Source organism: Micromonospora sp. NPDC049275 (assembly GCF_043197115.1).
Lineage (GTDB): Bacteria > Actinomycetota > Actinomycetes > Mycobacteriales > Micromonosporaceae > Micromonospora.
In genome coordinates this window covers 111,252-127,771 of the sequence record NZ_JBICSN010000010.1, presented here as the reverse complement: position 1 = coordinate 127,771, position 16,520 = coordinate 111,252, and the positions used below count along the sequence as shown (strand labels likewise).

Sequence of the window (16,520 nt, the reverse complement as noted above, 5' to 3'; positions counted from 1 at the left end):
CCCGCGGCGAGCGCTTCCAGTCCGGCCACGAGGTCGGCAGCGTCTCGGCCGACCACCGCCGCACGGTGCTCCATCGCCGTACGCGTCACCGCCAGCGCCGCGCTCACCGCGACGACGTCGTCCCGGCCGTCCACGACGGACAGGAGCTTGGCCGCCTGGGCGCGCAGGCCGTCGGCGGTGCGCGCGGAGAGCAGCCACGGCAGCACCGCCGGTGCGGGGCGCCGCACGATCGGCACCTCGGCCTCGGGCGCCTCCTCGATGATCACGTGCGCGTTGGTGCCGGAGATGCCGAACGACGACACACCCGCCCGGCGCGGCCGGCCATCACCGGTCCACTCACGCGGCTCGGCCAGCAACTCGACCGCCCCGGCCGACCAATCGACGTGCCGGGACGGCTCGTCGACGTGCAGCGTCCTGGGCAGCACGCCGTGGCGCATCGCCATGACCATCTTGATCACACCGGCGACACCGGCGGCGGCCTGGGTGTGCCCGATGTTGGACTTGATCGAGCCGAGCAGCAGGGGCCGTTCCCGGTTTTGGCCGTAGGTCGAAATCAACGCCTGCGCCTCGATCGGGTCACCAAGCGTCGTGCCCGTTCCGTGCGCCTCGACAACGTCGACGTCTGACGTGGACAGACCAGCGTTGGCCAGGGCCTGGCGGATCACCCGTTGCTGCGAGGGCCCGTTCGGGGCGGTCAACCCGTTGGACGCGCCGTCCTGGTTGACTGCGGAACCCCGTACCACCGCAAGGATCTTGTGGTTGTTGCGCCGCGCGTCGGAGAGCCGCTCCACAAGCAGCACACCGACACCCTCGGACCAGCCCGCGCCGTCCGCTCCGGCGCCGAACGCCTTGCAGCGCCCGTCCGGTGCGAGCCCGCGCTGCCGAGAGAACTCGATGAACGTGCCCGGCGTGGCCATGATGGTGACACCGCCGGCGAGCGCCAGGTCACTCTCACCCGAGCGCAGCGACTGCACCGCCAGGTGCAGCGCGACCAGCGACGACGAGCAGGCGGTGTCGACCGTGACAGCCGGGCCCTCGAAGCCCAGGGTGTAGGCGACCCGGCCGGACACCACGCTGCCAGAACTGCCGGTCCCGATGAGCCCTTCCAGCTCACCACGGGCGCGCGGCGACAGTGATCCGTAGTCGTGGTACATGAGGCCGGCGAACACACCCGTCCGGCTTCCGCGCAGCCGAGCCGGGTCGATGCCGGCCCGCTCGACCGCCTCCCACGAGGTCTCGAGCAGGAGGCGTTGCTGCGGATCCATCGCCAGCGCCTCGCGGGGGCTGATGCCGAAGAACCCGGCGTCGAAGAGCGCCGCATCCCCCAGAAAACCACCATGCCTGGTGTACGAGGTACCACGGTTGTCCGGATCCGGGTCATACAGCGCATCCAGATCCCAGCCCCGGTCGCCCGGGAAATCCGAGATGGCGTCCACCCCGCCGGCGGTCAGCCGCCACAGATCCTCCGGCGACTCCACCCCACCCGGATAGCGGCACGCCATGCCCACGATCGCGATCGGCTCGTCGTTCGCCGGCGCCACCGCCACGACCTCCTGGACGGCCCCGCCGCCGCCGGTCAACTCCGACTCGATGTGCCCGGCCACGGCCAGCGCGTTCGGGTAGTCGAACACCAGCGTCGCCGGCAACCGCAGACCGGTCGCCGCGTTCAGCTCATTACGCAGTTCCACCGCGGACAACGAGTCGAACCCGAGTTCCTGGAACGCCTTCGCTGGATCGACCCGGTCCGGCGACGCGTAGCCGAGCACTGTTGCGACCTTCTCCCGCACCACATCCAGCAGCGGCCGCCCCGGTTCGCTCCGGTCGTGGTCGGCGACCGACCGGCTGACCCGGGGGGCCACGAGCCCGCGCAGCAACGCCGGAACGTCGGCCCGGGTTCGCAGCGCGGCGGTGTCGACCCGCAGCGGAACGAGGGTCGCCTCGGCGGTCGTCAGGCCGGCGTCGAACGCGGCCAGCCCCTCCTCGACCGACAGCGGCGGAATTCCCTGCCGGTGCAGGCGGTCGAGGTCCACGGCGCCGAGCTCGCGGGTCAGGCCGGTCTCGGTGGCCCACATGCCGAACGCCAGGGACGTGCCCGGCAGCCCGGCCCGGCGGCGGTGGAGGGCCAGCGCGTCGAGGAAGACGTTCGCCGCCGCGTACGAGCCCTGGCCGGCCGCCAGCACCAGACCACCGGCCGACGAGAACAGCACGAACGCCGCCAGGTCCAGGCCGGCGGTCAGCTCGTGCAGGTGCCAGGCCGCGTCCGCCTTGGCGGCCAACACCGGCGCGAGACGGGCCGGGGTCAGCGAGCCGACGAGGCCGTTGTCGCCGATTCCGGCGGCGTGGACCACGGCGGTCAGCGGATGCTCGGCCGGAACCGACGCGATCAGGTCGGCGACGGCGCCCCGATCGGCGACGTCACAGGCCACCACCGTCACCGACGCGCCCAGCTCCAGCAGGTCGTCGGCCCCGGGCGCGTCCGCGCCACGACGGCTGACCAGGAGCAGGTGCTGCACGCCGTGCTCGGCGACCAGCCGCCGCGCGACCAGGGCGCCCAGACCGCCGGTGCCGCCGGTCACCAGGACGGTGCCCTCCGGGTCGAGCAGAGCCGGGCCGGGCTCGCCGGCGGCCCGCTCCAGGCGCGGCGCCAGCATCACGCCGTGCCGGATCGCCAGCTCCGGCTCCCCCGAGGCAACCGCGGCCGCCGGGATCGAGTCGTCGTCGTCCAAGTCGACCAGCACGATTCGGCCCGGGTTCTCTGCCTGCGCGGCCCGCACCAGACCCCACACCGGGGCCTGGCCGAGGTCGACGTCCTCGTCGGGGCCGGGCGCCACCGCGCCCCGGGTCACCACGACCAGGCGGGCTCCCGCCGACCGGTCGTCCGCCAGGAACTCCTGGATCCGTTCGAGCACCGCCGTCGTCACCGTCCGGACGGCCGCCGGCACGTCGCCGGCGGACCGGGGCACGTCGAAGCGGGACCAGTCTCCGGCCGGCCGGCCGGGATCGGACAGCCGGGTCCATCCGGTGCGGAACAGTGGCGGGTTCGCGACGGTCCGCCCGGCGCGGGTCGCCCGGAACGCGAGCGAGCCGACGTGCGCCACCGGCGCCCCGGCCGAGTCGGCAACCTCGACCGTGACGGTGTTCGGGCCGGCCGCCGCAACCCGCACACGCAGCGCCGTGGCCCTGGTGGCGTGCAGGGCGACCCGCTGCCACGAGAACGGCAGGAAGGGCTGGCCCGCGACGGTCTCGTCGAGGAAGTCGCCGACGCCGGCGGTGTGCAGTGCCGCGTCGAGCAGGGCCGGGTGCAGACCGAAGCGGGCCACGTCGTCGTGCCCCTGCTCGGGGAGGACGATCTCGCCGTAGACCGCGTCCAAGCCGCGCCAGGCCGCTCGCAGCCCCTGGAAGAGCGGGCCGTACCGCAGGCCGAGGTCGAGGAGCCGGTCGTAGAAGCCGTCGAGGTCGACGGGCTGGGCGCCGGAGGGCGGCCACGCGGTGAGGCCGGTGCCCGGCTGTGCGGCATCGGCGGTGAGCAGACCGGTCGCGTGGCAGGTCCAGGTCTCCCGGTCGGGGCTGGAGTGGATCGCCACGGTTCGATCGCCCCGACTGTCGGGGCCACCGACGACGACCTGGACGTGGACGGCGGCGCCGTCCACGAGCACCATCGGCGCCTGCAGGGTGAGTTCGGCCAGGGCGGTGCAGCCGGTCTCGTCGCCGGCGCGTACGGCCATCTCCACCAGCGCCGTGCCCGGCACGACGAGCGTGTCGTTGACCAGGTGGTGGGTCAGCCACGGGTGGGTGGCCGCCGACAGCCGGCCGGTCAGCAGCAGACCGCCGGTGCCGAGGATCTCGGTGACCGCGCCGAGCAGCGGGTGGTCGGCGTCGCCGAGCCCGACCGCTTCGGCGGTGTCCCGCACGGTCACGGCGTCCTGCCAGAACCGCTCGCGCTGGAACGCGTACGTCGGAAGTGGGACGCGCCGGGCCGTTCCGAACAGGCCGGTCCAGTCGACGGCGACGCCCGCGACGTGCAGGCGGGCGAGCGCCTCGACGAACGACACCACCTCGTCGCGGTTCTTGCGGGCGGTGGGGATCGCATCGGTCAGGCCGCTGAGGACCCCGTCGGGGCCGATCTCCACCGCGATGTCCGCACCGGCGGCGGCCACGTTGTCGGCGAAGCGAACAGCCTGCCGGACGTGCTCCACCCAATAACTTGGGTCGGTCGGGTCACCGCTGATAGTCAACGCGATGCTCGGCTGCCGATAGGCCAGGCCCTCAGCCACCCGCCGGAACTCGTCCAGCATCGGCTCCATCAACGGCGAGTGGAACGCGTGACTGACCCGCAACCGGCGCGTCCGCACCCCGACCAACGCCGCCTCGACCCGGGCCACACTCTCCTCAGCGCCGGAGACCACCACCGCCGACGGGCCGTTCACCGCCGCGATACCCACCCGGTCATCGAGCAGCGGCACCACATCAGCCTCCGGCGCAGCAACCGCGAGCATCGCCCCACCCGCCGGCAACGCCTGCATCAACCGCGCCCGAGCGGCGACCAACGCGCACGCGTCATCCAGAGAGAACACACCCGCCACATGGGCGGCCGCGATCTCCCCGATCGAGTGGCCCACCAACACATCAGGCTCGATGCCGAACGAGGTCAGAAGTCGATAGAGAGCAACCTCGAAAGCGAACAGGGCCGGTTGGGCGTTGCCGGTCTTCTGCAACTCCTCCGGGTCGGAGCCCCACATCACGTCCCGGACGTTCAGGCGATGCAGCACCTCGTCCAGGGCCTGAGCGAACACCGGGAACTCGGCGGCCAACTCACGGCCCATACCGAGGCGCTGACTACCCTGACCCGAGAACAGGAACCCCAGCCGGCCGTCCGCCCGTGCGGTGCCGCTGAACACCCCCGGCCCGACCTCCCCGGCGGCGAGCACCTCCAGCGCCGCCAGCAACCGGTCGCGGTCGTCGCCGACCACCACCGCGCGGTGCGTCAGGGCCGCCCGGCCCGAGGCCAGCGACCAACCCACGTCACGCGGGTCCGCCTCCGGCCGGTCGGCCAGCCAGGCGCGCAGCCGGTCCGCCTGCGCACGCAGGGCCTCGGGCGACCCGGCGGACAGCGTCCACGCCAGAGTCCCCGCCGGCGACCGCTCCGCGACCGGGACCTCGGTCTCGGGTGCCTGTTCGAGGATCACGTGCGCGTTGGTGCCGGAGATACCGAACGACGACACACCCGCCCGTCGCGGCCCCTCGCCGGCCCACTGCCTCGACCGCGTCAGCAGCTCGACCGCACCCGCCGACCAGTCCACGTGCCGCGACGGCTGGTTCACGTGCAGGGTCCGCGGCAGCACACCGTGCCGCATCGCCATGACCATCTTGATCACACCGGCCACACCCGCCGCGGCCTGGGCGTGACCCATGTTCGACTTCACCGAGCCGAGCCACAGCGGCCGGCCCGAGTCCCGGTCCTGGCCGTACGTGGCGATCAGCGCCTGCGCCTCGATCGGGTCGCCCAGCGTCGTGCCGGTGCCGTGCGCCTCCACCACGTCGACGTCCGAGGTGGTGAGGCCGGCGTTGGCCAGCGCCTGTCGGATGACCCGCTCCTGGGTGGGGCCGTTGGGCGCGGTGATGCCGTTGGAGGCGCCGTCCTGGTTGATCGCGCTGCCCCGGACGACGGCCAGGACGTCGTGGCCGTTACGGCGGGCGTCGGAGAGCCGTTCGACGAGCAGCACGCCCACGCCCTCGGCCCAGCCGGCACCGTCGGCCGTGTCGGCGAACGACTTGCATCGGCCGTCCGCCGACAGCCCGCGCTGCCGGGAGAACTCAATGAACATCCCCGGGCTGGCCATCACCGTGACACCGCCGGCGAGGGCCAGGTCGCATTCGCCGGTGCGCAGCGCCTGCGCCGCCAGGTGCAGGGCGACCAGGGACGACGAGCACGCCGTGTCGACCGTGACGGCGGGGCCTTCGAGTCCGAGCGTGTAGGACACCCGCCCGGAGATGAGGCTGCCGCCGCTGGTCCAGCCCGGCTGACCGAGGCCGTAGTCGTGGTACATGACGCCCGCGTACACGCCGGTGCGGCTGCCCCGACGGGAGTGCGGGTCGATCCCCGCGTGCTCGAACGCCTCCCACGACGCCTCCAGCAGCAACCGCTGCTGCGGGTCCATGGTGAGCGCCTCGCGCGGCGCGATCCCGAAAAACTCCGGGTCGAAGTCGGCGGCGTCGTACAGGAACCCACCCGCCCGGGTGTACGTCTTGCCCGGCACGCCCGGCTCCGGGTCGTAGACCTGCTCGACGTTCCAGCCTCGGTCGTCGGGGAAGCTCGAGACGGCGTCCACCTCATCGGCGACCAGCCGCCAGAGCTCCTCGGGTCCGGTGACGCCACTCGGGTAGCGACAGCCGATGCCGACGATCGCGATCGGCTCGTCGTTCGCCGCCGCGACCGGCACGGCCTCGGGCGAGGCGCCACCGCCGGTCAGCTCCGACTCCATGTGCCGCGCGACGGCCTGGGCGTTCGGGTGGTCGAACACGAGGGTGGACGGCAGTCCCAGTCCGGTGGCGCGGTTGAGTTCGTTGCGGAGCTCGACGGCGGTGAGCGAGTCGAAGCCCAGCTCCTGGAAGGCCCGACCGGGCTCGATGGCCGCTGTCGACGCGTGCCCGAGGACCTGCGCGACCTTCTCCCGGACCAGCTTCAGAACGGTACGGGCGCGCTCTCCCGCCCCCATCGCGGCGAGCTGCCGCGCCAGCACGGACGTGGCCGCACCGGCATCGGCCCGTGACGCCTGGCGCCGCTGCCGCACGAACCCGCGAAGGACCGCGGGCAGGTCAGCGCGCTCACCCAGCGCGGCCGGATCAACCCGCAACGGCACCAGCACTGGTTCGTCGCTCGACAGCCCCGCATCGAAACCGGCCAACCCGTCAGCCACCGACAACATCGGCAACCCCTGCCGGCGCATCCGCTGCACATCCGCCACACCAAGGTGCTGCGACAAACCCGTATCGGTGTCCCACAAACCAAACGCCAACGACGTCGCCGCCAACCCCAACCCACGACGATAAGTCGCAAGCGCATCCAAAAAGACATTCGCCGCCGCATAAGTGCCCTGACCCGCCGCCAAAACGAGACCACCAGCCGACGAGAACAACACGAACGCCGCCAAATCCAAATCCGCGGTCAACTCATGCAAATACCACGCCGCATCCGCCTTCGCCGCGAACACCCGATCAAAACGCTCCGGCGACAACGAACCCACCAAACCGGTATCACCCACACCCGCCGCATGCACCACCGCCGTCAACGGATGCTCCACCGGAACCGACGCAATCAACTCCGCAACCGCACCCCGATCAGACACATCACACGCCACCACCGTCACCGACGCATCGAGATCCCCAAGATCAGCCGCACCCGGCGCCTCCACGCCACGACGACTGACCAACAACAGATGCCGCACACCACGCCCGACCAAATGACGAGCAACCAGAGCACCCAAACCACCCGTACCACCAGTAACCAGAACCGTGCCCTCCGGATCCAGCCCCACCGGCACCGACCCGGACTCCGCCAAGACCCGCACCAACCGCGGCACCAACACCACACCGGAGCGAACCGCTACCTCCGGCTCACCCGAGGCCACCACCACCGACAACAACGACTCATCCGAACCATCCAGATCAACCAACACGATCCGGCCCGGGTTCTCCGCCTGCGCCGCACGCACCAAACCCCACACCGGCGCCACACCAAGATCAACCCGCTCATCAGGGCCCACCGCCACCGCACCCCGCGTCACCACCACCAACCGAGAACCCCGCTCCTCGGCCAAAAACTCCTGCAAACGCCCCAACACCAACACCGCCGACGCCCGAATCGCCGCCGGCACATCCGCACCCGAAGCAGGAACCCGCAGCGCAACCCAATCCGACGACTCACCACCACCGGCAACCACCAAAGGCGACCACTCCGTGCGGAACAACGCGTCGTTTCCGACCCGGAGCTGATCGGCGGAAGCGGGCCGGGACACCAGGGACTCCACGCTCAGCACCGGCGCGCCGGTGACGTCGGTGGCGAACACCGAGACCTCGCGGTCGCCGGGCCGGGTGAAGTGCACCCGCAGCGACGCCGCGCCTGCCGAGTGCAGGGTGACGCCGGTCCAGGTGAACGGCAGGACGGTCTGCTCGGCGGTGCCCCGGTCGCGGTCGTCCAGCAGCGGCGCGTGCATGGCGGCGTCCAGCAGGGCGGGGTGCAGCCCGAACCGCGCCGCGCTGGCGGGCACCGTCTCCGGCAGCTCGACCTCGGCGTAGACGTCGGTGCCGCGCCGCCACACCGCGCGCAGGCCGCGGAAGGCGGGTCCGTAGGCGTAGCCGCGGTCGAGCAGGAACTGGTAGGCGTCCTCGATGCCGACGGCGGTGGCGCCCGGCGGCGGCCATTCCGCCGGTGCGGTCGCCGGGGGTTCCGCCGCGGGCCCGAGCTTTCCCGTGGCATGCGCCGTCCAGGTGCCGTCCACGTCGTCCGCGCCGCGGGTGTGGATGCGGATGTCCCGGACGCCCAGTTCGTCCGGCCCGCCGACGGTCACCCGCAGGTGCAGGGCGCCGCGGTCGGGTAGCACGAGGGGGGTGCCCAGCGTCAGTTCCCGGACGGCGGGGCAGTCGATCTCGTGCCCCGCCTGCAGGGCCAGTTCGAGCAGGCCGCTGCCGGGCATCAGCACTGTGCCGAGCACGTCGTGATCGGCGAGCCACGGTTGGGTGGCCACCGACAGGCGGCCGGTGATCGTCACCCCCGCCGTGTCGGGAGTCGAGACGAGCGCGCTGAGCAGCGGGTGGTGGATCGTGGTGAGACCGGCGGCCGCGACGTCACCGGCGGCCAGCTCGGCCGCGGGCCAGTAGCGGTCGCGCTGGAACGCGTAGGTCGGCAGCGCGACATGCGGCGCGGATCCGAGCAGTTCCCGCCATTCGACGGGACTGCCCGAAACATGCAGGCGGGCGAGCGCCTCGACGAACGCCTGAGCCTCGTCGCGGTCCTTGCGGGCGGTGGGGATCGCCTCGGTCAGGCCGCTGAGGACCCCGTCGGGGCCGATCTCCACCGCGATGTCCACACCGGCGGCGGCGACGTTGTCGGCAAACCGAACAGCCTGACGGACGTGCTCCACCCAGTAACCCGGATCGGTCGGGTCACCGCTCATGGCCAGCGCGATACTCGGCTGCCGATAGGTCAAACCCTCAGCCACCTGCCGGAACTCCTCCAGCATCGGCTCCATCAACGGCGAGTGGAACGCGTGACTGACCCGCAACCGGCGCGTCCGCACCCCGACCAACGCCGCCTCGACCCGGGCCACACTCTCCTCAGCCCCGGAGACCACCACCGCCGACGGGCCGTTCACCGCCGCGATACCCACCCGCTCATCGAGCAGCGGCACCACATCAGCCTCCGGCGCGGCGACCGCGAGCATCGCCCCACCCGCCGGCAACGCCTGCATCAACCCGGCCCGGGCGGCGATGAGCGTGCACGCGTCATCCAGAGACAACACACCCGCCACATGGGCAGCCGCGATCTCCCCGATCGAATGACCCACCAACACATCCGGCTCGACACCGAACGACGTCAGCAACCGGAACAACGCGACCTCGAACGCGAACAACGCCGGCTGCGCGTTACCGGTCTCGCGCAACTCCTCCTCCGACGAACCCCACATCACCTCCCGCACATCGAGACGTTGCAACACCTCGTCGAGAGCGTCGGCGAACACCGGGAACTCGGCAGCCAACTCACGGCCCATACCGAGGCGCTGACTACCCTGACCCGAGAACAGGAACCCCAGCCGGCCACCGTCCCCGGACCGGCCGACCACCACACCAACGGCCTGCTCGCCCGCGGCGACGGCGCGAAGCCCGGCCTCCAGCTCATCCCGCAGCGAACCGACGACGACGGCACGATGCTCCAGCGCGGCACGACGACCGTGCAACGCGGCCCCGACCGCGGCGACGTCGACGTCACCGTCACCGTCGGCAATCGACAGGAGCTTCGCCGCCTGGGCCCGCAAGCCTTCCACGGAACGCGCGGAGATCAGCCACGGCACCACCGGCAGCGAGCGACGCCCGGCCTCGCCCGGCTCCGGCTCCCCCTGCTCGATGATCACGTGCGCGTTGGTGCCGGAGATACCGAACGACGACACGCCCGCCCGTCGCGGCCGGTCAGCGACCCACTGCCGGGTGTCGGTCAGCAACTCGACCGCCCCCGCCGACCAGTCCACGTGCCGCGACGGCTCGTCCACGTGCAGCGTCTTCGGGAGGACCCCGTGCCGCATCGCCATGACCATCTTGATCACACCGGCGACACCCGCCGCCGCCTGCGTGTGCCCGAGGTTCGACTTGATCGAACCCAAGAACAGGGGGCGTTCCCGGTCCTGACCGTAGGTCGCGATCAGGGCCTGCGCCTCGATCGGATCACCCAACGTCGTACCGGTACCGTGCGCCTCCACCACGTCGACGTCGGCCGCGTTCACTCCCGAGTTGGCCAGGGCCTGACGGATCACCCGCTGCTGCGACGGGCCGTTCGGGGCGGTCAACCCGTTGGACGCGCCGTCCTGGTTGACCGCGGAACCCCGTACCACCGCAAGGATCTGGTGGTTGTTGCGCCGCGCGTCGGAGAGCCGCTCCACCAACAGCACACCAACACCCTCGGCCCAGCCAGTGCCGTCGGCCGAGTCCGCGAACGCCTTGCACCGACCGTCCGGCGAGAGACCACGCTGACGGGAGAACTCCACGAACGTGCCCGGCGTCGCCATCACCGTCACACCACCGGCCAACGCCAGATCACACTCACCCGAACGCAACGACTGCACCGCCATGTGCAGAGCCACCAACGACGACGAACACGCCGTGTCCACAGTGACCGCCGGACCCTCGAACCCGAACGAGTACGCCACCCGACCGGAAACCACGCTGCCGGAGTTGCCCGTGCCGACGAGCCCCTCGAGCTCGCCGCTCGCGTGCAGCGACCCGTAGTCGTGGTACATCAGGCCGGCGAAGACACCCGTGCGTGATCCGCGCAGCGAGGTCGGGTCGAGCCCGGCCTGTTCGGCGGCTTCCCACGAGGTCTCCAGCAGAAGCCGCTGCTGCGGATCCATCGCCAGCGCTTCTCGCGGGCTGATCCCGAAGAACCCGGCATCGAACGACGCCGCATCCCGCAGAAAACCACCATGCCTGGTGTACGAGGTACCACGGTTGTCCGGATCCGGGTCGTACAACCCGTCCAGGTCCCAGCCCCGGTCACCCGGAAACTCCGACACCGCGTCGACCCCGTCGAACACCAGCCGCCACAAATCCTCCGGGGACTCCACGCCACCCGGGTAACGGCACGCCATGCCCACGATCGCGATCGGCTCGCCACTGCCCACGGTGGCGAGAGCGACCGTGGCCGGCACGATCGCGGTGCCGGACAGCTCGGCCGCCAGGTAGCCGGCAACGGCCCGTACGCTCGGATGGTCGAACGTCAGGGTGGCCGGCAACCGCAAGCCGGTGGCGGTGGCGAGCCGGTTACGCAGTTCGATGGCGGTGAGGGAGTCCAGCCCGAGGTCCTGGAACGGCTGCTCCACCGCGATGGCTTCCCCACCGGTGAAACCGAGGGTCGCGGCGACCTGCTCCCGCACCAGATCGGTGAGCAGGGCCCGGGTCTCGTCGGGGGTGCTCCCGGCGAGTTGGACCGTGTGCGGGGTCGCGGCCCGGCGGGGCAGGGCGCGGACCAAGCCGCGGAGGACGGCGGGCAGGGCGTCACCGGCCGCAGCCGGCGGGCGCGGGTCGAGCCGCATCGGGACGAGAAGCGCGTGGTTCCGGGCCAGAGCCGCGTCGAACAGGGCCAGTCCCGCGTCCACCGTCAGCGGGACGACGCCGGTGCGCCACATCCGGTCGACGTGGGCTTCGGCCAGCCGTTCGGCCATGCCGCCGGTGCCCGTCCACGGTCCCCAGGCCAGCGACGTGCCAGGCAGGCCGAGGGCGCGACGGTGCTGCGCCACCGCATCCAGAAACGCGTTGCCGGCCGCGTAGTTGCCCTGGCCCGCGCCGCCGAGCACGCCGGCGGCCGAGGAGAACAGCACGAACGCCGACAGTTGCCGGTCCCGGGTCAGCTCGTGCAGATGCCAGGCGGCGTCGGCCTTGGGCCGCAGGACGGCCGTCAGCCGCTGCGGCGTGAGCCCACCGATCGTGGAGTCGTCGAGCACACCCGCCGCGTGCACCACGGCGGTCAGCGGATGCTCGGCCGGCACCGCGTCGATCAGCGCCGCGACCTCGGAGCGGACGGCCACGTCACACTCGGCGAACGTCACGTCGGCGCCCAGGGCGGCCAGCTCGTCGCGGAGCTCGCCGGCCCCCAGACTGTGACCGCCACGCCGGCTCACCAGCAGGAGGTGTCGGACGCCGTGCCCGGTCACCAGGTGGCGGGCAACCAGCGCCCCGAGGCCGCCGGTGCCGCCGGTGACGAGCACGGTGCCGTGCGGGTCGATCGCCGGGGGTGCGGTCTCGGCCGGGCCGGTCAGTCGTGCCAGTCGCGGGACGAGCGTGCCGTCACCGCGTACGGCGATCTGCGCTTCGCCGGCGCCGAGCGCCGCTGCGATCCCGGCCGCGGAGGCGGTGTCGTCGGTGTCGAGCAGCACCAGCTGGCCGGGGTTCTCGGTCTGCGCGACCCGCACGAGACCCCACACGGCGGCCTGCGCGGGTGTCACGTCCTCGGCCCGGGTGACGGCGACCGCGTTGCGGGTCACCACCACCAGTTTCGCCGGTTCGGTCCGGTCGGCGGCCAGCCACCGCTGGAGCAGTTCGAGGACTTCCCTGGTGGTTTCGTGCACGTCGTCATGCGCGCCGACCGGTGCGACGATCCACCCCGGGCCGGCCTCGGATAGCTCGGCACAGCGGGGGCCGGTCAGCTGCGGAAGACCATCGCCCAGGACGGTCAGGCCGGTCTCGACGGCGCCGCCGGTAACGGTCGTCCAGTCCAGACGGAAGAGGTCGCCGGGACTGTTCGTGCCGATCTCGTCGACCTGGACCGGACGCAGCACGAGGCTGTCGATGTCGAGCACGGGCGCGCCGGTCCGGTCCGCCGCGGTGAGCCGCACGGTGCCGCGTGCGCCGCCCGGGGCGATCCGCACCCGCAGGCGGGTGGCCCCGACGGCGTGCAGCGCCACGCGGGTCCACGCGAACGGCAGGTTCACCCGCCCCGGGCCGGCGTCGTCGAGGTGGTCGCCGAACGCGATCGCCTGCAGTGCCGCGTCCAGGAGGGCAGGGTGGAGCCCGAACCGCTGGGCGTCGTCGTGGGCCGGCTCGGGCAGTACGACGTCGACGTACACGTCGTCGCCGCACCGCCAGGCTGCGGTGAGGCCATGGAAGATCGGTCCGTAGTCGACGCCCGTACCGTCCGTCTCGGCCGCGAGCTCGGCGGCCTCGACCGCGACGGCGCCCGCCGGCGGCCACTCCACCAGTTCCGGTGCTGGCACCGGGCCGGCCCCGGCGGCGAGCACGCCCTCCGAGTGCTGGACCCAGGCCGTTTCCGGGCCGGAGTCGGGGCGGGAGTAGATTCCCACGCCGCACCGTCCGTCGGCGTCTGGAGCTGCGACCCGGACCTGAACCCGGACACCCCCGGTCTCGGGGATCACCAGGGGCGTCCGCAGAGTCAGCTCGGCCAGTTCCGGGCAGCCGGCCGTCTCGCCCGCGCGCAGCGCCATCTCCACTTGGGCCGCGCCGGGCAGCACCACGACCCCGCCGACCCGGTGATCGCCGAGCCACGCGTGCGTGGCCCGCGACAGTCGCGCCGTGCACACCACGCCACCGTCCTCGGGACCGGCCACCACCGCCGAGAGCAGCGGATGCTCGATCGCGCCGAGACCGAACGTCGACAGGTCACCGCCGGCCGGGCCGGCCTCCAGCCAGTAGCGCTCGCGCTGGAACGCGTAGGTGGGCAGGTCGACGTGCCCGGCCGGAGCGCCGAGGTAGGAGGTCCAGTCCACGGCGACGCCCGCGACGTGCAGCCGCCCGAGCGCCTCGACGAACACGCGAGCCTCGTCGCGGTCCCTGCGGGCGGTGGGGATCGCCTCGGTCAGGCCGCTGAGGACACCGTCGGGGCCGATCTCCACCGCGATGTCGACGTTCGCGGCGGCCACGTTGTCGGCAAACCGAACAGCCTGACGTACGTGCTCCACCCAGTAACCCGGATCGGTCGGGTCACCGCTCATGGCCAGCGCGATACTCGGCTGCCGATAGGTCAAACCCTCAGCCACCTGCCGGAACTCCTCCAGCATCGGCTCCATCAACGGCGAGTGGAACGCGTGACTGACCCGCAACCGGCGCGTCCGCACCCCGACCAACGCCGCCTCGACCCGGGCCACACTCTCCTCAGCCCCGGAGACCACGACCGCCGACGGGCCGTTGACCGCCGCGATCCCGCAGAACTCGTCCAGCAGCGGCACCACGTCGGCCTCCGCCGCAGCGACCGCGAGCATCGCCCCACCCGCCGGCAACGCCTGCATCAACCGCGCACGGGCGTCGACCAACGCGCACGCGTCATCCAGGGAGAAGACCCCCGCCACGTGGGCAGCGGCGATCTCCCCAATCGAGTGACCCACCAACACATCCGGCTCGACACCAAACGACGTCAGCAGCCGGAACAGGGCCACCTCGAACGCGAACAACGCCGGCTGCGCGTTACCGGTCTCGCGCAACTCCTCCTCGTCGGAACCCCACATCACGCCCCGCACATCGAGACGTTCCAGCACCTCGTCCAGGGCCTCGGCGAACAACGGGAACTCGGCAGCCAACTCACGGCCCATACCGAGCCTCTGACTACCCTGACCCGAGAACAGGAAGCCCAGCCGGCCGCCTTCACCGGCACCGGTGACGACGCCGGTCCTCTGCTCCCCCGCCGCCACGGCCTCCAGCCCGGCCAGCAACTCCTCCCGCCGTGTTCCAACGACCACGGCGCGGTGGTCCAGCAGCGCCCGCGAACCGTGCAGGGCGGCCGCCACCGCGACCGGGTCGGCCTCCGCGGACGCGAGGTGCGCGGCCAGCCTCGCCGCCTGGTCCCGCAGGGCGGCGGGGGTACGGGCGGACACCAGCCACGGCACCACCGGGACGCCGACGGGCTCGGCTTCGGTCGGCTCCGGGGTGACCTGCTCGACGATGACATGCGCGTTGGTGCCGGAGATGCCGAACGACGACACCGCGGCCCGGCGGGGGTGGTCGCCCCCGGCCCAGTCGCGCGCCTCGGTCAGCAGTGCCATCGTGCCCGCCGACCAGTCCACGTGCGGCGACGGCTCGTCGACGTGCAGCGTCTTCGGCAGAACGCCGTGCCGCATCGCCATGACCATCTTGATCACGCCGGCCACGCCCGCTGCGGCCTGGGTGTGCCCGATGTTGGATTTCACCGAGCCGAGCCACAACGGCTCGCCGCCGGCACGGTCCGCGCCGTACGTGGCGATCAACGCCTGCGCCTCGATCGGGTCACCCAGGGTGGTGCCGGTGCCGTGCGCCTCGACGACGTCCACGTCCGGGGCCGACAGGCCCGCGTTGGCCAGCGCCTGGCGGATCACGCGCTGCTGGGACGGGCCGTTCGGGGCGGTCAGCCCGTTGGACGCGCCGTCCTGGTTGATCGCGCTGCCCCGGACCACGGCGAGGACGGGATGTCCGTTGCGGCGGGCGTCCGACAGCCGTTCGACGAGAAGCACGCCGGCGCCCTCACCCCAGCCGGTCCCGTCGGCGGCGGCCGCGAACGACTTGCAGCGCCCGTCCGGCGAGAGGCCGCGTTGGCGGGAGAACTCGACGAAGGTGTTCGGCGTGGCCATCACCGTTGCACCGCCGGCCAGTGCCAAATCGCACTCACCGGTCCGCAGCGCCTGCACCGCCATGTGCAGGGCGACCAGCGACGACGAGCACGCGGTGTCGACCGTGACGGCGGGACCCTCGAAGCCGAACGAGTAGGACACCCGGCCCGAGGCGATGCTGCCCGAGCTGCCGGTGCCGACCATGCCCTCCAGGTCGCCGGGCACCCGGCCGCGCGACCCGTAGTCGTGGTACATCACCCCGGCGAACACCGCCGTGCGGCTGCCCCGCAGGCCCGTCGGGTCGATGCCCGCCCGCTCCATGGCCTGCCAGGACGTCTCCAGCAGCAACCGCTGCTGCGGGTCGATCGCGAGCGCCTCACGCGGGGAGATCCCGAAGAAGCCGGGGTCGAACTCGCCGGCGTCGTGCAGGAACCCACCCTCCCTGGCGTACGAGGTGCCGCGGGTGGCGGGGTCCGGGTCGTACAGCCGCTCCAGGTCCCACCCGCGATCCGCCGGGAACCCGGTGATCGCGTCGACCTCGTCCGCGACCAGTCGCCACAGGTCCTCGGGCGACTCGACCCCGCCGGGGTAACGGCAGGCCATCCCCACGATCGCGATCGGTTCCCGGGCCGCGCTGGTAAGCAGCCGGTTCTGGTTCCGGAGGCGCTCGGCCTCCTTCAGCGCGGCCCGGAGGGCCTCGACCAGTTTCGGATCGCTCGCTGCCAT

At 72.3% G+C, this 16,520-nt stretch carries 1 protein-coding gene (only partly in view); it reads right to left on the bottom strand.

From position 1 onward, the window contains the following. A protein-coding gene (locus tag ACGFIE_RS25490) for an SDR family NAD(P)-dependent oxidoreductase (protein WP_393298930.1) crosses the window boundary here: on the bottom strand, nt 1-16,520 show its 5' end (the start). 18,556 nt of this gene lie to the left of the window's left edge; the window shows 16,520 of its 35,076 coding nt (coding positions 1-16,520); its start codon is at nt 16,518-16,520; the stop codon falls past the left edge of the window.